Annotated in this window: 15 protein-coding genes; 14 read left to right on the top strand and 1 reads right to left on the bottom strand. The window is 35.9% G+C overall.

Translation table 11 applies throughout. The features are described 5' to 3' along the window. Positions 1-210, top strand: a 210-nt coding sequence (locus GYV61_RS09780) for a hypothetical protein (protein WP_238786767.1), incomplete at its 5' end; no start/stop codon positions are given. A 476-nt stretch (positions 211-686) separates the two neighbouring features. On the opposite strand, the gene rpmB is transcribed toward GYV61_RS09780, so the two are convergent. Next, on the bottom strand, positions 687-872 hold the full coding sequence (rpmB, locus tag GYV61_RS07720) for a 50S ribosomal protein L28 (protein ID WP_034981532.1): 186 nt from the start codon (positions 870-872) through the stop codon (positions 687-689). A 164-nt stretch (positions 873-1,036) separates the two neighbouring features. Here rpmB and GYV61_RS07715 point away from each other — a divergent pair, with 164 nt between their 5' ends. The 13 genes from GYV61_RS07715 (at position 1,037) to smc (ending at position 19,006) form a co-directional block, all read left to right on the top strand. Continuing rightward, positions 1,037-1,399 carry an Asp23/Gls24 family envelope stress response protein gene (locus GYV61_RS07715; RefSeq protein WP_046325053.1) on the top strand — a complete coding sequence of 121 codons (363 nt, stop codon included), beginning with the start codon at positions 1,037-1,039 and terminating at the stop codon, positions 1,397-1,399. A gap of 21 nt (positions 1,400-1,420) precedes the next feature. Beyond that, positions 1,421-3,079 carry a DAK2 domain-containing protein gene (locus GYV61_RS07710; RefSeq protein ID WP_174795384.1) on the top strand — a complete coding sequence of 553 codons (1,659 nt, stop codon included), beginning with the start codon at positions 1,421-1,423 and terminating at the stop codon, positions 3,077-3,079. Between the two features lie 2 nt (positions 3,080-3,081). Further along, the gene (gene recG, locus GYV61_RS07705; protein WP_174795383.1) at positions 3,082-5,118 is read left to right on the top strand and encodes an ATP-dependent DNA helicase RecG; all 2,037 of its coding nucleotides are present in this window, start codon (positions 3,082-3,084) and stop codon (positions 5,116-5,118) included. Between the two features lie 17 nt (positions 5,119-5,135). Further along, on the top strand, positions 5,136-6,137 hold the full coding sequence (plsX, locus tag GYV61_RS07700; RefSeq protein WP_174795382.1) for a phosphate acyltransferase PlsX: 1,002 nt from the start codon (positions 5,136-5,138) through the stop codon (positions 6,135-6,137). 17 nt (positions 6,138-6,154) lie between these two features. Further along, entirely contained in the window at positions 6,155-6,397 is a 243-nt protein-coding gene (acpP, locus tag GYV61_RS07695) for an acyl carrier protein (protein WP_110446222.1), read from the top strand. Positions 6,398-6,515: 118 nt separating this feature from the next. Further along, positions 6,516-7,526, top strand: a complete 1,011-nt coding sequence (locus GYV61_RS07690) for an ABC transporter ATP-binding protein (RefSeq protein WP_046325048.1) — start codon at positions 6,516-6,518, stop codon at positions 7,524-7,526. A gap of 3 nt (positions 7,527-7,529) precedes the next feature. Further along, a complete protein-coding gene (locus GYV61_RS07685; RefSeq protein ID WP_110446221.1) occupies positions 7,530-8,507 on the top strand; it encodes an ATP-binding cassette domain-containing protein in 978 nt (325 codons plus the stop codon). Between the two features lie 2 nt (positions 8,508-8,509). Then, a complete protein-coding gene (gene opp4B / locus GYV61_RS07680; RefSeq protein ID WP_110446220.1) occupies positions 8,510-9,469 on the top strand; it encodes an oligopeptide ABC transporter permease in 960 nt (319 codons plus the stop codon). Between the two features lie 14 nt (positions 9,470-9,483). After that, a complete protein-coding gene (locus GYV61_RS07675) occupies positions 9,484-10,404 on the top strand; it encodes an ABC transporter permease (protein WP_110446219.1) in 921 nt (306 codons plus the stop codon). Between the two features lie 344 nt (positions 10,405-10,748). Next, on the top strand, positions 10,749-12,524 hold the full coding sequence (locus GYV61_RS07670) for an oligopeptide ABC transporter substrate-binding protein (protein WP_110446218.1): 1,776 nt from the start codon (positions 10,749-10,751) through the stop codon (positions 12,522-12,524). 339 nt (positions 12,525-12,863) lie between these two features. Beyond that, a complete protein-coding gene (locus GYV61_RS07665) occupies positions 12,864-14,636 on the top strand; it encodes an oligopeptide ABC transporter substrate-binding protein (protein ID WP_174795387.1) in 1,773 nt (590 codons plus the stop codon). Positions 14,637-14,743: 107 nt separating this feature from the next. Continuing rightward, positions 14,744-15,430, top strand: a complete 687-nt coding sequence (gene rnc, locus GYV61_RS07660; RefSeq protein WP_174795381.1) for a ribonuclease III — start codon at positions 14,744-14,746, stop codon at positions 15,428-15,430. Between the two features lie 12 nt (positions 15,431-15,442). After that, positions 15,443-19,006, top strand: a complete 3,564-nt coding sequence (smc, locus tag GYV61_RS07655; RefSeq protein ID WP_174795380.1) for a chromosome segregation protein SMC — start codon at positions 15,443-15,445, stop codon at positions 19,004-19,006. The last annotated feature ends 1 nt before the right edge of the window (position 19,007 follow it).

Raw genomic sequence — 19,007 nt, 5'->3', positions numbered from 1 at the left:
TATTCGCGTTCTAGTTTAGCTAAAGAGGTTTGGTGGGATAAGTATTTACTGCAAATTTCCATTTTCAAAGTAGTTGAATATTTAGTCATGAAAAAAGTGCTCCTAATAGTCAGATTAATGTCTAACTATTATGGAGCACTTCAATTCCGGGGGTTAACTTCATTCACTGCTGTTTTTTTATATCTCTTGGAACAAGTTGTTATAAGTTAATAAATATTTTTGGTATATCTCCTCAATTATCTTGCTGCTATGATTTCCACTAATAGTGGCAAGCTCCAAAACAAATTATATAATTAAAAAAATTGAAAGATTGGTATGATTTGTATCCTTTTTGATGAGTAAAAAAAGATTTACATTGGTGGAGATACTGCCTTTGTTATGTTTGATAAAACTTAAAATTACCAAATTTTATATAAGTAAATTGTTGCAATGAGAAGTGTATCGGCAACATCATCTTTTATTAATAGCAGAATATATAAAAAATTGAAATGAAAGATTTGCCAATGAGGTTAGCTAAAAACAATACCTTCAAGTAAAACTACAGACTATAACTTGTCTTTTTTTGACTTGAAAATTAATTGAAAGAGCAATAAGAATATCTCTATTTAAACATAAACTTTTAAACAGATTTTGGGAAATAAAAAAGCAGAAGAAAACTTCTGCTTTAAAAACTTTTTTATTTTACGCTAGGCACGGGTAACTTTACCAGATTTTAATGTCTTAGTTGAAACCCATACACGCTTTGGCTTGCCATCGACAAGAATACGAACTTTTTGAAGGTTTGGCTTCCACGCACGACGTGATGAATTCAGTGCGTGTGAACGTGTGTTACCAAAAGTGGTCTTTTTGCCAGTGATATAGTCTTTTGCCATTTGCTAAACCTCCTTTATTGTGTTTTCATACTAAGTTAAGATAGCATAAGTTTAAGATCATTGCAACTCCAAAAGTATTTTTTATGAAGGGAATTTTGTATTTAAACTTGATTACTATGATAAAATAGATTCATAATATTGAGAACAATGATACGGAGGTAAACATGGCTGTAAAAATCAAAACAAAAAACGGTTTGATTGATATTTCAAACGGAGTGATTGCAACTGTTGTCGGAAGTGCGGCTACATCCAATTACGGCGTTGTTGGCATGGCTTCAAAAAATGCTATCCGTGACGGTTTCGACGGAATTTTAAATCGAGCAAATTATAAACGTGGTGTCGTTGTCAGGTCTGAAGATAATCGGATTACAGTTGATGTCTATATAATTGTCGGCTATGGTCTAAAAATATCTGAAGTAAGTCGCAACGTACAAGATAGTGTTAAATTCAATTTGAAAAATCAACTTGGAATTGAAACTAAAGCTGTCAATGTCATCGTTCAAAGTGTTAAAGTGCTTGACGAATAACTCAAGCGGAGGTTAAAAATATTGGTTTTAAAGGAAATAGACAGTAAAAAATTTAGAGATATGGTTCGCGTTGCCACACACAGACTTGGACGCAATGCAGAGTTTATTAACTCTTTGAACGTTTTCCCGGTTCCTGATGGAGACACTGGAACAAATATGAATTTAACTATTGAAAGTGGTGCAAAGGCTGTTGCTCAAAATAATAGTGACAGCGTGGGAGACTTGACAGAAAGCCTCGCAAAAGGAATGCTAATGGGAGCTCGAGGTAATAGTGGAGTTATTTCTTCTCAGCTATTTAGAGGGGTCTATAAAGCCACTCAGGGCATGAAAACACTTAATGCACAAGAATTAGCCAACGCTTTTTCAAATGGAGTTGCCACTGCATACAAAGGTGTCATGAAACCTGTTGAAGGAACAATTTTGACTGTTGCCCGAATTGGTGCTCAGGAAGGTGCTAATAAAGCCAATGAAACCGATGATGTTGCAGAAGTCATGAAAGCGATTGTTGAAGGCGCCAAAAGAGCGTTAAAATCAACTCCTGACTTACTACCGGTTTTGAAGCAAGTTGGAGTAGTCGACTCAGGAGGACAAGGACTTTTATTTATTTATGAAGGATTTCTTGAAGGACTTCTAGGTGAAGAATTTGCTGATCGTTACCAGCCTGACGAAGGTGAAATGGATGAAATGATTAATGCAATGCATCATCAATCCGTCCAATCTCAGCTTTCCACTAAAGATATTGCTAATGGTTACTGTACTGAAATTATGGTTGATTTAACTGCTGACGTTCCGGCAAAGAAAACCTTTAATTTAGATGAATTTAGAGAGCATTTGTCTAAACTTGGTGATTCTCTTTTAGCTGTTTCAGATGAAGAAGTAGCAAAGGTTCATATTCATACGGAACAACCTGGAGCTGTTTTTGCATATGGCAGTCAGTTTGGTCAGTTAGGAAAAATAAAGATTGATAATATGCGAATTCAACATGAAACTATTGTCAATAACAATGAAGAGAATCAGGAAAGCGTTGATTTTGCTGTTATTGCCGTAGCTTCAGGTAATGGTATTCGTAAGCTGTTTGAAAGTGAAGGGGTTAACCGGATAATTTCTGGTGGACAAACTATGAACCCTTCAACGCAAGATATTATTGATTCAATCAAAAAATCTGGTGCCAAAAAAGCAATTGTAATGCCAAATAACGGTAATATTATTATGGCAGCTAAGCAAGCAGCAGAAGTTAGTGATATTCCTGTTGGTATAGTTCCTACTAAAACTATTTCACAGGGTTTGACGGCGATGCTTTCGTTTGATCCGGATGATTCTCTTGCCGATAATGTTGCTAACATGACTGATGCACTTGATACAGTCGTTTCAGGAGAAGTTACTAAAGCTAACCGTGATACAACGATCAACGATATAGCAATTCATCAAGGCGACTTTTTAGGAATAGTTGATGGAGATATTAAAGTAGCGGCTTCTGATCTAATTGTTGCTGCCTCCTCTATGATAGAAAAAATGCTGGATGAAGATTCAGAAATTATCACAGTAATGTATGGGCGTGATTCTAATAAAAACGAAGCGCAAAGGCTCGTTGATGAATTAAAGAAAAAGCATGATGACCTTGAATTTGAGCTTCATGATGGTGGTCAGCCAGTATATAATTTCCTGATTTCCGTTGAGTAATTATGATAGCAAAAGAACTTTTTGCTCCAGTAACCGATTTGAAAGGTGTGGGAACAAAGACTGCTGCTGCTCTTGGAAGTTTGGGAATTTATAGCGTTTATGATTTGTTGTATTATTTTCCATTTCGTTATGATGAACTTCAAACGATTCCTCTTGATCAGATCATGGATGGTCAAAAGGTAATGCTAAAGGGAATTGTTGCAACAGATGCTTTTGTAACCAGGTTTGGATATAAAAAAAGCCGCCTTAGTTTTAAGTTAAGAATTGACCATGATGTCATCATGGTCAATTTTTTTAATCAACCATGGTTAAAAGAAAAAATTGAAATTGGCAAAGAAGTAGCAATTTACGGTAAGTATAATGCTGCTAGACAAAGTCTGGCTGCCTTTAAGTTCGTTGCAGCAAAAGAAAATGACAGTGGTATGGCACCCATTTATTCAGTAAACCGGCAAATTAAACAAAAAAAACTAATAGATTTAATCAATCTTGCCTTAGATGATTATTTAGCTGAAGTTGATAATGTAGTCCCTACTAAGATAAGGCAAAAATACCGCTTGCTACCTGAAAGTAGTATTGTACAAGAAATGCATCATCCACAAAATGCTACAGAATCTCAGGTTGCCAAGAGAAGTGCCATTTTTAGAGAGTTTTTTATATTTCAAACTGAACTAGCCCAGTTGACTGAATACAATCCGCGTAATAAGGGGATTGCTAAAAAGTATAACTTAGATGAAATTGCCAAGCTTACTAAGTCACTACCATTTGAACTATCTGCAGATCAAAAACATGTAATTAACGAAATTTTTACGGATTTGCTTTTTCCAGTTCAAATGCAGCGACTGTTGCAAGGGGATGTGGGTTCTGGAAAGACAATAGTCGCTGTTTATGCACTTTTTGCGGCAGTGACGGCCGGCTTTCAAGCTGCCCTGATGGTTCCAACGGAAATATTAGCAACGCAACATTTTAAAAAGATTGATGAGTTGCTGAAACCTATGGGCGTTCGCTGTGCTCTTTTAACGGGTTCTACTAAAACACTTGAGCGCAGAGAAATTTATAATGAACTAACTGATGGTACTATTAATGTTGTGATAGGTACTCACACTTTAATTCAATCAAGTGTGATTTTTAAAAAATTGGGATTAGTTATTATTGATGAACAGCATCGTTTTGGTGTCAATCAAAGACAAGCCCTAGTCAATAAGGGAAATTTGCCTGACGTTTTAGCAATGACGGCCACACCAATTCCTCGAACTTTAGCTTTAACAGTGTATGGTAATATGACTATTTCTGAAATACACCACCTTCCAGCAGGACGAAAAAAGATAGTTTCCTGGTGGAAAACGAGCACTCAAATGGATCAAGTATATCAACTAATGCATGAGCAATTAGAGCAGGGATTCCAAATATATGCTGTCACACCTTTAATTTCAGAATCGGAAGCCTTGGATTTGAAAAATGCTGAACAGCTCTATGACAAGCTGAGTCATGACTTTCCTAATGAAAAGGTTGCTTTACTTCATGGGCAAATGCCAGGAAATAAAAAAGACGACATTATGGCTGCTTTTGCCGCAGGTAATATTAATATCTTGGTTACTACTAGCGTAATTGAAGTAGGAGTAGATGTTGCTAATGCTAATATGATGGTTATTTATAATGCTGATCGTTTTGGCATTAGTCAACTGCACCAGTTGCGTGGACGAATTGGTCGCGGAAAAACTCAGAGTTACTGTATTTTTTTAGCTGATCCCAATACCCAAGCAGGTAAATCCCGCATGAAAATTGTAGCATCCACTACTGACGGATTTAAGTTAGCTGAAGAAGATTTAAAGATGCGCGGTGAAGGTGATCTTTTTGGTAAGGCACAATCTGGTTTACCTGAATTTCAGGTAGGAGACGTTGTTAACAATTACAATACCATGGTAGTGGCACAAAAAGAGGCCAAAAAATTGATTAAAAATGATCCTCTCTTGCAAAAATCAGAAAATAAAACTTTAAAACAAGTGTTAGAATATAAGCAATTACAACAAAAAAGAACTTAGTAAAGGTTGAGGATAATATGAGAACTATTGCCATTGATGCAATGGGCGGAGAAAATGCTCCTGAAGCAATTATTCAAGCAGTATTGCAGGTAAAAAAAGAATTGCCGCAGACAAAATTTATACTTTTTGGCGATCAAGCGAAAATAACGCAGTTATTAGGTGAGGATAAAAGTCAAACAGAGGTTGTTAATACTACTCAGATAATTAATGATGAAGATGAACCAGTTAAGGCAATCAGGTCTAAAAAGGATTCATCACTTGTCGTGGCGGCGCAATTTGTGAAGCAGGGCAAGGCAGATGCACTTTTTTCGCTAGGAAATACGGGTGCTATTCTAGCTTGTGGTATATTTATAATAGGACGAATTAAAGGAGTAACTCGTCCGGGTTTTATGCCGACCCTACCAGTAAAAAATTCTGATGACGGTTTCAATATGATTGATGTTGGTGCGAATGCCAAAAGCAGACCGGAATATTTGCTGGCTTGGGCTAAAATGGCCTCATATTATGCTGAAAAAGTCAGAGGAATAAAAAATCCCCGGGTTGGCCTGCTTAATAATGGGTCTGAAAATGATAAAGGTGATGATGTTCATCAACAAGCCTATCAATTATTGCTGAATAGCAAGCTTAATTTTATAGGTAATATTGAGGGTAACGAATTATTGGATGGTAAAGCTGATGTAATTGCGACAGACGGTTTTACAGGCAATGCAGTTTTAAAAAATATTGAAGGCACTTCTGGTGTTTTAATCCACCTGTTAAAAGATAGTTTGCTCAATAATGGACTTTTTGTTAAATTAGGCGCATTGATGATAAAAAAGGCACTAAAAAGTTTAATTTCAAAATTTGATGTAGCTAAATATGGTGGTGCTGTTTTACTCGGAGTTAATGCTCCTGTAGTTAAAACACACGGTCGTTCAGAACAGCGTGCTGTATATTTTACAATTAAGCAAATTGATAAAATTTTACAGGAAAAAATAATTGATAATTTTAAAGCAGAATTCGCTAACGAAAGCAAGTAACAACAAGGAGTAGCAACATGAGCAAAGAAGAAATTTTTAATAAAATCAGGGATATTTTAGCAGATAATTTTGAAGTTGATAAAGAGAAAATAACTGACGAAACTAATTTCACTAGTGATTTGGACGCTGATTCCATTGACTTAGTGGAATTCATTTTACAATTAGAAGATGAATTCGGCGCCGAGATTTCTGATGAAGATGCAGAAAAAATTAAAACTGTTGGTGATGCTGTAAATTATGTAGCGAATCATCAAAACTAATTAAAAAAATTAATTATTAGTTTGCATACAATTTGTTTCACGGTTATAATTAGAAATTAAATAAATTTATTAAATATCTTTAATAAATTCATTGAAGATTTGAGAGGGGAAATGACCTTTGGAAAAACAAAGTGATCTCTTGCTAGATATCCAGCATTTACATACAGCATATCGTTTAAATGGGAAATTTTATGATGCTGCAGATGATATTAATTTAACTTTGAAAAGGAATGAAATTTTATCAATTGTAGGTGAATCTGGTTGTGGTAAGAGTACAATCGCATCTAGTATTATCGGTTTGTACGACCATAAAAATACAAAAGTAACAGGTGATATTCTTTATAATGAATTGAACTTGGTAGGCCTGAATGAATCACTGTTCGATAAAATTCGTGGGAATAAAATCGGAATGATTTTTCAGGATCCTTTGGCCAGTTTAAATCCACTAATGAGAGTTGGTGATCAAGTAGCAGAAACTTTGTATTACCATACAGATATGGATGAAAAACAACGTCATGCACGTGTAATTGAGCTTTTTAATCAGGTGGGTATGCCGAAACCTGAAGAAACATACGCCATGTATCCATTTGAATTATCTGGTGGATTAAGGCAACGTGTGGTTATTGCCATGGCTGTTGCATGTAAACCCGAAATTATCATTGCTGATGAGCCGACCACTGCCCTGGATGTTACTATTCAAGCACAAATTTTGGACTTGCTGGAAGACATCCAAAAGCAGTCTCAATCTGGTATTATTTTAATAACTCATGACTTGGGAGTAGTTGCTGAAACAGCTGACGAAGTTGCTGTTATGTATGGTGGTCAAATAGTTGAAAAAGCTGATGTCAAAACAATTTTTGAACATCCACTTCATCCTTATACCCGATCTTTGTTAAATTCAATGCCTCAATCTGAAGATGAAGAAGAAGATTTACATGTTATTCAAGGAACAGTTCCATCATTGCAAAATATGCCTAGAAAAGGTGACAGGTTTGCTGCTAGAATACCGTGGATACCTGCAAGTGCCCATGAGGAAAATCCAGTAATGCATGAAGTTGAACCAGGGCATTGGGTTAGATGTACTTGCTGGAAGACGTTCCACTTTCAAGATGAAGTGAGTGGGGAGTAGTTTATGGCTAAAGAAATTATTGAAGTAAAAAACTTAAAAGTTCATTATCCTATCAGATCTGGTTTTTGGAATCGTATCACCGATTATGTTCGTGCCGTTGATGATATTAGTATTACTATTAACGAAGGAGAAACTTACGGACTTATAGGTGAATCTGGTTCAGGCAAGTCGACTACTGGCAAGGCAATTGTTGGAGTTGAACCTGTTACCAGCGGCAGTATTATATATAAGGGTGTCGATATTACCAAATCTAAAAATCGCCACAGACTCAATTACAATAAAGACGTCCAAATGATTTTTCAGGACTCTCTGTCAAGTTTAAACCCGAGAAAACGAATTGAGGATATTATTGCAGAGCCAATACGCAATTTTGAGAATTTAACAACTGATCAAGAACGTGACCGTGTGCAAGAATTACTTGACATCGTTGGTATGCCGAGTGACTCAATATATAAATATCCGCACGAATTTTCCGGTGGTCAAAGACAAAGAATTGGCGTAGCCAGAGCGGTTGCTACTAATCCACGTCTGGTTGTCGCTGATGAGCCAACAAGTGCCTTAGATCTATCAGTTCAAGCACAGGTGCTAAACTTTATGAAGCATATTCAGCAGCAGTACAATATTGCTTATCTCTTTATTTCTCATGACTTAGGTGTCGTTAAACATATGTCCGAGAATTTGGCTATTATGCACCGTGGTCGTTTGGTTGAAATTGGTTCAAGAGAAGATATTTATCAGCATCCAATGCACATCTATACGAAAAGGCTGCTTTCTGCTATTCCGCAAGTCGATGTTGAACACCGAGATGAACATAAGAAGCATCGTCAAGAAGTTGAACAAGAATTTCAAAATGATCAAAGTAAGTGGTATGACAAAGATGGCCGTGTTTTTCCACTTAAGCATGTATCAGATAATCATTTAGTTGCTTTACCTGAAAAAGAAATAGTCGAAGAAGAAACAAATGATAAGGAGGGAGCATAATCATGTGGAAAACTGTTTTAAGACGTGTTTTAATTATGATCCCACAATTGATCATTTTAAGCATCTTAGTCTTTTTCTTGGCAAAAATGATGCCGGGAGACCCATTCACGGGACAAATTAATCCTAATACTGACCCTAGGCAACTAGAAGCTCTGAAAAGAGCTGCCGGACTATATGATCCGGCCCCTGTTCAATATGCTCGTTGGGTAGGTAATATTTTTAAAGGCGATTTAGGTACCAGTTATATACAGCACGTTCCGGTGACCTCTTTAATTGCCGATAGAGCTGTAAATACATTTTGGCTTTCGCTGTTAACAACAATAATTAGTTACAGTATTTCAATACCTCTTGGTGTGATTGCTGGTAAACACCAGGATGAATGGCAAGACCAAGCTGTACAAATTTTTAATTATGTTACTTTTGCTATTCCTGCTTTTGTATTTTACATTTTAGGTATATGGCTGTTTGGTTTTCTCCTAGGCTGGTTTCCTATTTCAGGTTCGGTTTCTCCTAATGCTTCTGGTTTCTGGGGTACATTGGGTAGTCAGCTTTACCATATCATTTTTCCAGCTATCTTGAGTGCGTTGATAACAACTACTGGAATCGTACAATATTTAAGAACGGGAATTGTTGATAATAAAGTTGAAGATTACGTCAGAACGGCTCACAGTAAGGGTGTTCCTGAAAAGGTTGTGTTTAATAAACACATTTTACGTAATTCACTGTTACCAATAGCTTCCTCATTTGGTACAGTTATAACTGGTCTGTTAAGTGGTTCAATGATTATTGAAACTGTCTTCAGTTATCCTGGTATGGGAAAATTGTTCTTAGACTCAATACAACAGCGTGACTATACTACGCTAACTGCATTAATTTTAATCTTTGGTTTTCTTACTCTACTCGGTAATTTATTATCAGATATTATAATGAGTATAGTAGATCCAAGAATTAGGATAAAATAAAGAAGGGGAGACAAATGTTGAAAAAAAATAAAACCACTTCGACTGATAAAGCCAAGAAAGTGCAAGTTTCTCCTCCTGCTTCAAGTTTTAGAGTAGTTGTACGAGAAGTTGTAAAGGACAAGAAAGCTTTAACTGCCTTCATAGTGATAGTCTTAATTTTGTTATTAACTTTTGGCGGTTCATTATTTCTGAATTCTGATAAAGTCACTGAGGCAAACATAATTGAAGCTTATACAGGCTGGTTCACTGATGGTCATATTCTGGGAACGGATGATGGTGGACGAGATGTTCTCAATCTATTAATTATGGGTGGTCGTAATTCTATCCTTATTGGATTAGGGGTTACTGCTGTTTGTGAGACTGTTGGTTTAATTGTCGGTCTCGTTTCAGGATATTATGGTGGCTATATTGATGCAGTCATTATGAGAATAGTGGACTTTGTGCAGGTTTTGCCTGCAACGCCTATAGAAATTGTCTTGGTAACTGTTGTACCGCATTACAGTCCTGTTACTTTAGTTTGGATTATTTCGATTTTTGGCTGGACAGGTACGGCAAGGTACTTTAGAGCATTTGTTCTTTCTCAAAGAGAAAGAGACTATGTTCTGGCATCAAAAACTTCTGGTTCATCAGACTTGAAAATAATGTTTAGAGAAGTCCTACCAAACATTGGCTCTATGCTGATTATCGATGTCGTACTAACAATTGCCGGTAACATCGGTATTGAAACCAGCTTGTCGTTTATTGGCTACGGCTTACCGCCTACAGTTCCTTCCTTGGGTACTTTAATTGGTTTTGCCAACGATCCGGTTAACGTTGTCAACAGGCCTTGGCTATGGTTGCCGGCTACAATATTGTTACTAGCTATTTCCTTAAGTATCAATTATGTTGGTCGTGCTTTACAAAGAGCTGGTGACGCCCGGCAAAGGGAAAATTAAAACTGAATTTTTAGCAATTATATTTTAAAATCTCTGCTAATAGATAATATCGTGAGTTTGCTATATTATTTATTAGCAGTTTTTTCTCTAATTTCTCTATCACTAATTTTTATAGCAAAATTTTCAACATTAAACTGTTTAATTTTTACCCCATAAAGACTGAAAAAAGTAAGTATTAGGTATTTACGGCAACAATTAATATCAGAAATTGCTCTTTTTGAAATAAATATCTATTAAATAAAAATGAATAAACCGTTGCTTTTTTAATTTTATGTGGTAATATTTAATTATTAACTTGTTTTGAAAATTAAATTTTCCTGATAATAAAAAGGAGTTATGTAGAGATGAAAAAATCTAATTTATATAAATCATTGGGGGTAGTAACAGCAGCTGCTTTAACGCTGGTAGCTTGTGGTAAATCTAATAATACGGCCAATGACAATTCTAATGCTAAAACTGCTAAGAAGTTCCCAGAAGCAGTGCCTAAGAAGGAAGCTAAGCAGGGTGGAACTGTTAAAGTTGCCTTGGAAACTGATACGCCATTCACAGGAATTTTTTCTGATGAGTTAGCTATGAGTGCAATTGACAGTTCAGTTGCATCTCCTGGTGAAGAATCACTTTTTGATACTGATGACAACTACAAGATTAACGATAAGGGTCCAGCTACCATGAAGTTGGATCATAAAAATAAGACTGTCACAATCACTATCAAGAAAGGTGTTAAGTGGTCAGACGGGAAGCAGGTTAATGCTAAAGACATGGAATATTCTTATGAAATATTCGCTAATAAAGCTACTCAATCAGAAAGATATACCAGCCAGTTAGCCACTATTAAAGGTTTACAAGCATATCATGATGGCAAGGCTAAAACAATTTCAGGTATTGAAATGCCTGATGGCCCTAATGGTAGAACAATTGTAATTCACTATCCTGAATTAAAACCAGGTATGAGCAACAGTGGTAACGGTTATTTCTGGGAATCTGCGGCTCCATATCATTACTTAAAGAATGTTCCTTTTAGTAAGCTAAAGGAATCTGATCAGATTAGGAAAAAGCCTTTGTACTTTGGCCCATTTAAGGTTAGCAAACTTGTTCGTGGTCAATCAGTAACGTGGACACCAAATAAATATTACTGGCGTGGTAAGCCAAAACTAGATAAGGTCATTTACCAGGTTATTAATCCTAATTCAGCCAGTCAGGCCATTAAGAGTCACAAATTTGATATCATTGGAGTTATAAATTCACAATGGGATCAAGTTAAAAAGACTAAGAATGTTAATTTTATTGCCAATATTCCTTTGTCATATAGTTATTTAGCATTTAAAGTTGGTAAATGGGATGCCAAAAAGGGCAAAAACGTTATGGATCCAAATGCCAAGATGAATCATAAGCCATTGCGGCAAGCTATTGCATATGCGATGAATATTGCAGAAGTTGATAAGCACTATACTAAAGGACTTTCTTTCCAAGTACCTACCCTGATTCCAGCGCAATTTGGTGATTATTATAATAAGGATCTTAAGGGTTATACCTACAATCTGAAAAAGGCGAACGAGATTTTGGATAAAGCCGGCTATAAGAAGAAGGGTAAATGGCGTACTCAACCAAATGGCAAGCCATTGAAGATTCATTATATGGCAATGTCTGGAAATGCTACGGCTGAGCCTATTGCACAGAATTATTTACAACAATGGCATAAAATTGGTTTAAATGTTTCTTTGGTTGGTGGCCGTCTGACAGAATTCAATTCATTCTATGATAAAGTGCAACACGATGATCCTTCTGTTGATATGTTTACAGCAGGTTGGAACCTTTCAAGTGAACCATCTCCAGCTGACCTTTACAAAGAAGCAACACCATCCAATTACTCACGCTTTGTCACTCCAGAAAACAGTAAATTACTTGATGAAATTGATTCTCAAAAGGCTTTTGATCATAAATACCGTGTTCAAAAGTTCCACGAATGGCAAAAATACATGTTTGATCAAGCTTATGTAGTTCCAACATCAAATGCTTATGGCATCGATGCTGTAAATGATAAGATTACTGGATACTCCTTGAAACCATCACAAAATAACAATGGTCACCAGTTATGGTACCAAGTTGGTTATGTTAAATAATTGAATTTAACTAAAAATATCAAACTAGCAAAATAGTTTGATATTTTTTATTTTTGCTTTTTAAAACCACTTTTTATGATTTTCTATAAAATAATTTTTGATAACACATTATTAAAATTAAATTTTTAAGCTTTTAAATCTAAATTCTTTCTGGTATTGGCTGACTTATACATTTGAAAGAATTTCTATTATTAAATAATATGTATTTTGATTACTTTACTATTTATAAATAGTATAATTTCTGAATTTGCCTTGCTTTTTTAATGATTAATGTTAACATTTATCTGTTAGCTTGTTTCCAAAATACTATTAACTTTGCATATAAAGGAGACATGTATGATGAGAACAAGAAAAATTTTGAGCTCAGTCGGAGTTGTAACCGCAGCTGCGTTAACTTTGGTAGCTTGTGGCAAGAGCAATAAGACCGCCAGCAATGAGGGAGCTAAGACTGCCAGCAAGTTCCCAGTTGAAACCCCAGTTAAGACTGCCAAGAAGGGTGGAACAATTAAAGTTGCTGAAATAACTGATACACCATTCACCGGCGTCTTTAATGAAGAATTGCAAATGGATCAACCGAGTGCTGATGTTGCAAGTCCTGGTCAAGAATCATTATTTGAAACAGATGATGATTACAAGATAAACGATAATGGTCCAGCTACTCTCAAACTTGATCGTAAAGCAAAGACTGCAACTATTATAGTTAAAAAGGGTGTTAAATGGTCTGACGGTAAGCAGGTTACTGCCAAGGATGTAGAATTCGCGTATGAGATAATTGCAAATAAAGCAACTAAATCTCAAAGATACGCTAATCAACTCAATATTATTAATGGGTTGAAAGAATATCATGAAGGCAAGGCCAAAACAATTTCAGGAATAGAAATGCCTGATGGTCCAGATGGACGAGTAGTAGTGTTACACTGCAAAGAATTAAAACCTGGTATGTATTATAGTGGTAACGGCTATATTTGGGAGGCAGCCGCACCATATCACTATTTAAAAGATGTTCCGTTTGATAAACTAGAATCTTCAGATAAGTTGAGAAAGAATCCTTTGTTCTTTGGTCCCTATAAGCTTGATAAAATTGTTCGTGGTCAATCTGTTACCTGGGTTCCAAATAAGTATTATTGGCGTGGTCAGCCAAAATTAGACAAAATTGTTTATCAGGTTGTTTCGCCAAACTCTGCTTCACAAGCAATTAAAAATCATAAATTTGATATTATCAGGGTTACTAACAGTCAGTGGAAACAAGTTAAGGATACTAAGGATGTCACATTTGTAGCTAAAATTCCTCTATATTACAGTTATTTAGCTTTTAAGGTTGGTAAATGGGATAGTAAAAAATCAAAGAATGTGATGAATCCGAATGCCAAAATGAATAACAAAGCATTACGCCAAGCTATAGCTTATGCAATGAATACTGATGCTGTTTATAAACATTATACTGACGGCTTAAGCTTCCAAGTTCCAACTTTGATTCCAGCACAATTTGGTGATTATTTTGATAAAAGCGTAAAAGGCTATACTTATAACATTAAGAAGGCCAATCAAATCTTAGACAAAGCTGGCTACAAGAAAAAAGGTAAATGGCGTGTACAACCTAATGGCAAGCCATTAACTATTCACTTCATGGCTATGTCTGGCAATTCCGTTCAACAACCGATCATGCAAAACTTCATTCAACAATGGAATAAGATTGGTTTAAATGTTAAATTAGTTGGTGGCCGCTTGACAGAATTTAATTCATTTTATGATAAAGTTCAACATGATTCACCTGACGTTGACATGTTTATGGCTGCATGGGGTCTTTCGTCTGAACCTTCTCAAGAACAAATGTACAGTGAAGGGACAATGTCCAACTATTCACGTTTTGTCACTCCAGAAAACACGAAACTAATCAAAGAGATGGATTCTCAAAAGGCGTTTAACCATAAGTATCGTGTAGAAAAATTCCATGAATGGCAAAAATACATGTTTGATCAGGCTTATGTTGTTCCACTTTACAATGCATATCAAATTGATGCCGTTAATAGCAAACTTACCGGTTATTCACAAAAACCATCCAAGCAAAATAATGGGCATCCACTTTGGTACAAGGTTGCTTATACAAAATAAAAGTTAATATAGAATAAAAATTAGAAGGCTATTGTTTTTTTGAAACAATAGTTTTCTTTTTTATACTTAAAAACTGGTATAATTTAGGTTATTAAGGAGATGATAGAATGGTTAGTACCAAGTTTATTAATCGATTAGATAAGAAATATAAAATTAAATTTAACGATCAGAAGTTATTAGAAGAAGCCTTTACCCACTCTTCATATGCCAACGAGCATCCTGGAAACGGCATTCGTGATTATGAAAAGTTGGAATTTTTGGGGGATGCAGTTTTAGAATTAGCAATATCTGATTACCTTTATCGTAATTTTTCGAGTCTTAATGAGGGTGAATTAACCAGGATGCGTTCTAATATTGTTGATACTGAAGGCTTTGCGGAATTTGCTCAGAAATTTGGCTTTCCGGCTGAAATTAATCTAGGTCATGGTGAGGAAAAAGCTGGTGCGCGTTCTCGTAAGACACTGCTAGAGGATGTTTTTGAAGCATTTAACGGAGCGCTTTTTCTTGATCAGGGCATGGAAGCAGTCGAACATTTTTTGAGTTTAACAGTGTATCCGTTAATTGATGCCGGGAAATTTGATGCTTCACGTGATTATAAGACAGATTTACAAGAATTGCTGCAGCAAAACGGACCAGTAAAGATTGAATATGAAGTTCTGAAAGAAGAACAGCTGCCGTCTAGTTTTACTGTACAGTTAGTTGTCAATGGCAAAGTATTGTCTCAAGGGCAAGGCCATAATAAAAAAGCTGCAGAACAAGAGGCTGCGAAAACTGCTTTAAATAAGCTTAATTAGGGAGATGAGTGTGTGCCACTAACTGAACTAATAATTGACGGCTTTAAATCTTTTGCCGAAAAAACAAAAATAGAATTCGATACTGGTATTACTGGCATAGTTGGTCCTAATGGTAGTGGTAAAAGCAATATTACCGAAGCAATAAGATGGGTCATGGGAGAGTCAAGCGCCAAGTCTTTGCGGGGCTCAAACATGAAAGATGTGATATTTGCGGGTAGTGAATTTCGTAAGCCAGCTAATCACGCTGAAGTTTCCCTTATTTTTGACAATAAGAAAGGCGAACTTAATTTTAAAGATGACCAGGTAATTGTAACTCGGCGAATTTTACGGTCGGGAGATAACGAATATTTAATAAATAAAAAAAGTGTTAGACAACGTGATGTCCGAGCCTTATTTCTGGATTCTGGCATTTCACAAGAAAGCTTAGCTATCATTTCACAAGGACGGGTTGATCAAGTATTAAATTCTCGTCCTGAAGAGCGGCGCTCACTGTTTGAGGAAGCAGCTGGAGTGTTACATTTTAAAAAGCAAAAAGAAGAAGCAAAAGTTCAATTACAACAGACCACCGATAACTTAGTGCGCATCAATGATTTAGTCAAAGAACTGGAGCAGAGAATTGAACCTCTTCACGAACAAAGCTCTCTCGCAAAGGAATATCAATTTCAGAAAAAAGGTCTGGATCATGAACTAAAAACTTTGTTCGCTTTTGAAATTCAAGACTTAGATAAGCAAAAACAGTCAGTGCAAGAAAAAGCTGACCAAAATCAAAATCTGTTAGCAAAGTTGGACCAAGAAGTTAAAGCATCTCAGAGAGCGGTAACTGACAAAAGAAAAGAATTTCAAACTTTAAATGCTCAAAAAGATCAAGTCCAAAATGATTTATTTTCGTTGACAAAAAAACTTTCCGAAATAAATACACATTTGCAAGTTTCGGAGCAGAGCAAACAGTATAATGAAGCTACTAAAAAAGAATATCAGTCCGAGTTAAGCGACTTAAAAGAGCAGGTAGTGAGTAGCAGAAAGGAAACAACTAATCTGCTTGAAGAAGAAAGCCATCTAAAAAAAGAACAAGAGGAGCTAAATAATAAGAGAGTAGGGCTAACGACACAGCTTAAAGAAAACCCGGAACAACTGAACCAAAATTTAGAGCAGCTGCGATCAAAATATATTCAGTTGTTACAAGATCAAACTTCTAATAATAATGAAATTGTTTATCTTAATTCTGAATTGAAAAAGCTTAGCGATAATACCCAACTGCAAACAGAAAATGTTTCTGACGAACTAAAAAAAGAAAAAGCTGAACTTAATAGACTTCAGGTCGAAGGCAAAAGGCTTAAACAAGATTATCAAAATAAGAAACAACAGGTAAAGGAGCTATCTGAAGAGCAAGAACTAACGCAAAATAATTTGTTGACTTTGCAAAATTCTCTTTCTACAGCAAATCAGAAGTTCAGTCAATTAAAAGCACGCCATGATGCGTTGGAAAATATCCGTAAACGTCACGAAGGGTATTTTTATGGTGTTAAAAATGTGCTAAATAATTTAGCAGATTACCATGGTGTTATAGGTGCTGTGGGTGAATTAATTACCTTTCCTGCTAAATATGAAGTTGCCATGGCTACGGCTCTGGGTAATGGAGTTCAAGATTTAGTAACTGCAACAAAGTTGGATGCTCGGGATGCAATTAACCAGTTAAAAGAAAATCGTGCTGGACGAGCTACTTTTTTACCCCTTGATGGCTTGCGGGAGTATTCGATCCCTTCCTCGACGATTAATACGATTTCTTCTTTTCCTGGCTTTCAGGGTATTGCGAGTGAAATAGTAAAAAGTTTGCCTGGTCAAAATATTACGCCTGCAATTAACTATTTGCTTGGTAATACCATAATAGTTGATACCATTAACAATGCGCTGAAAATTAGGCAACGCGTTTCTCGCTATCGTATTGTTACGCTTGATGGCGATGTTATTTCACCTGGTGGTTCAATGACAGGAGGAGTGCGTAATCAAAAAAGTAATTCTCCGCTTCAAACTACAGCAGAACTTGGTGAACTAAAGCAAAAAATTGGCAAATTACAGCTGAAAATAAAAAATAGCGAAGCAGATTTAGCTGTTGTCAATAAGAAAAATAATGTTTTGCTAAAAAAAGTAAAAGATGCACAAGCAAAGCTCCAAAATCTGAAACAGAATTTAGGTGAGACAGCACTTTCTTATCAAAATCAGGAAAAAGAAGTTAACAGGTTAAAGGCTGCTAATAGTTTATTTGAACAGCAAAAAGAAGAACGCAATCAGGAAATTGATTCCACTAAGCAAAAGATTATGCAAGCGGAAAAAGAAAAGAAGAGATTTCAAACAGAAATTTCTCTGCAAAAGCAAAAAATTAGTGATCTGCAACTGCGAATTAAAAACTTTACTGAACTAAATCATGCTATTCAGTCCAAATTGAACGAGCTTGATCCGCAGATTGCTGTTTATGCCAACAAGTTGGAAAATATTACAAAACAAATATCTGAAAAAAGGCGGGATGCAAACCAGCAGCAAAAACAAATTGCTACTTTAGAGCAAAAATTAAATGAACTTAAGCAGAATGATCTTCTTGATCATAAAAAACAGACAGCTTTTGAGCAGGAAAAAAATGATGGCGCCGTTAAGAAGCAGAAATTACAAAAGCAGCTTAATAGTCTAAGTTCTAAACTAGGCCAGTATGATGCACAAATTAACCAGCTTGATCAGGTGGCAAGCCGAAATTATGATCTGCGTAAAGATGCGGCTGCCGAGCAAAAAGAATATTCTGTCAAAATAGCGCAATTAAATAGCCAGATAGACCAGCGTTTAGATACCCTGAGTTCTGATTACTCGTTAACATATGAAGCAGCTTTGAATCAAGCAGAAAAGGAAAATACCGAAGCAAATCGTGCCCAACTGCAAAAAGATATGAAATTGCATCGTATGTCTATTGCTGATATCGGGCCAGTTAATCTAAAAGCAATTGAAGAGTATGATAATGTTAAGAAACGGTATGATTTTCTTAATGCTCAACAAAATGACTTGCTAAAAGGGCGAGATAATTTAGAAGAATCAATGTCAGAACTTGATCAAGAGGTTTGTAATCGGTTTAAAACAACTTTCACTGCTGTAGCTAAAAGCTTCAGTGAACTATTCCCAGTTGTTTTTGGGGGCGGTAGTGCCAAGCTAGTCTTAACTGACCCAGATCATTTATTAGCTACCGGTATCGAAATTATAGCTCAACCACCAGGAAAGAAACTGCAAAGACTCAGTTTACTTTCTGGTGGGGAACGGGCATTGACCGCAATCACTCTTCTTTTTGCCATGCTGAAGGTTAAGCCAGTGCCATTTTGCGTGTTAGATGAAGTCGAGGCTGCGTTGGACGACTCTAATGTCACTCGCTTTGCCAACTTTTTAGAAGAATATGACATGCATACTCAGTTTATTGTAATCACACATAGAAGGGGCACAATGGAAAGAGCAGATCAGCTTTATGGGGTTGTAATGCAAGAATCAGGAGTTTCACAAGTATTATCCGTTTCTTTAAAAGAATTAAAAAATGAGGTGAAATAAA

The organism is Lactobacillus melliventris, assembly GCF_013346935.1.
GTDB lineage: Bacteria > Bacillota > Bacilli > Lactobacillales > Lactobacillaceae > Lactobacillus.
Note: the sequence above shows the minus strand (reverse complement) of the source record. Positions and strands in the feature narration are given on the sequence as shown.

Coding starts and splice junctions, on each gene's coding strand:
- rpmB (WP_034981532.1), bottom strand. CDS start 872: ATGGCAAAAGACTATATCACTGGCAAAAAGACCACTTTTGGTAACACA.
- GYV61_RS07715 (WP_046325053.1), top strand. CDS start 1,037: ATGGCTGTAAAAATCAAAACAAAAAACGGTTTGATTGATATTTCAAAC.
- recG (WP_174795383.1), top strand. CDS start 3,082: ATGATAGCAAAAGAACTTTTTGCTCCAGTAACCGATTTGAAAGGTGTG.
- plsX (WP_174795382.1), top strand. CDS start 5,136: ATGAGAACTATTGCCATTGATGCAATGGGCGGAGAAAATGCTCCTGAA.
- acpP (WP_110446222.1), top strand. CDS start 6,155: ATGAGCAAAGAAGAAATTTTTAATAAAATCAGGGATATTTTAGCAGAT.
- GYV61_RS07685 (WP_110446221.1), top strand. CDS start 7,530: ATGGCTAAAGAAATTATTGAAGTAAAAAACTTAAAAGTTCATTATCCT.
- opp4B (WP_110446220.1), top strand. CDS start 8,510: ATGTGGAAAACTGTTTTAAGACGTGTTTTAATTATGATCCCACAATTG.
- GYV61_RS07675 (WP_110446219.1), top strand. CDS start 9,484: ATGTTGAAAAAAAATAAAACCACTTCGACTGATAAAGCCAAGAAAGTG.
- GYV61_RS07670 (WP_110446218.1), top strand. CDS start 10,749: ATGAAAAAATCTAATTTATATAAATCATTGGGGGTAGTAACAGCAGCT.
- GYV61_RS07665 (WP_174795387.1), top strand. CDS start 12,864: ATGAGAACAAGAAAAATTTTGAGCTCAGTCGGAGTTGTAACCGCAGCT.
- rnc (WP_174795381.1), top strand. CDS start 14,744: ATGGTTAGTACCAAGTTTATTAATCGATTAGATAAGAAATATAAAATT.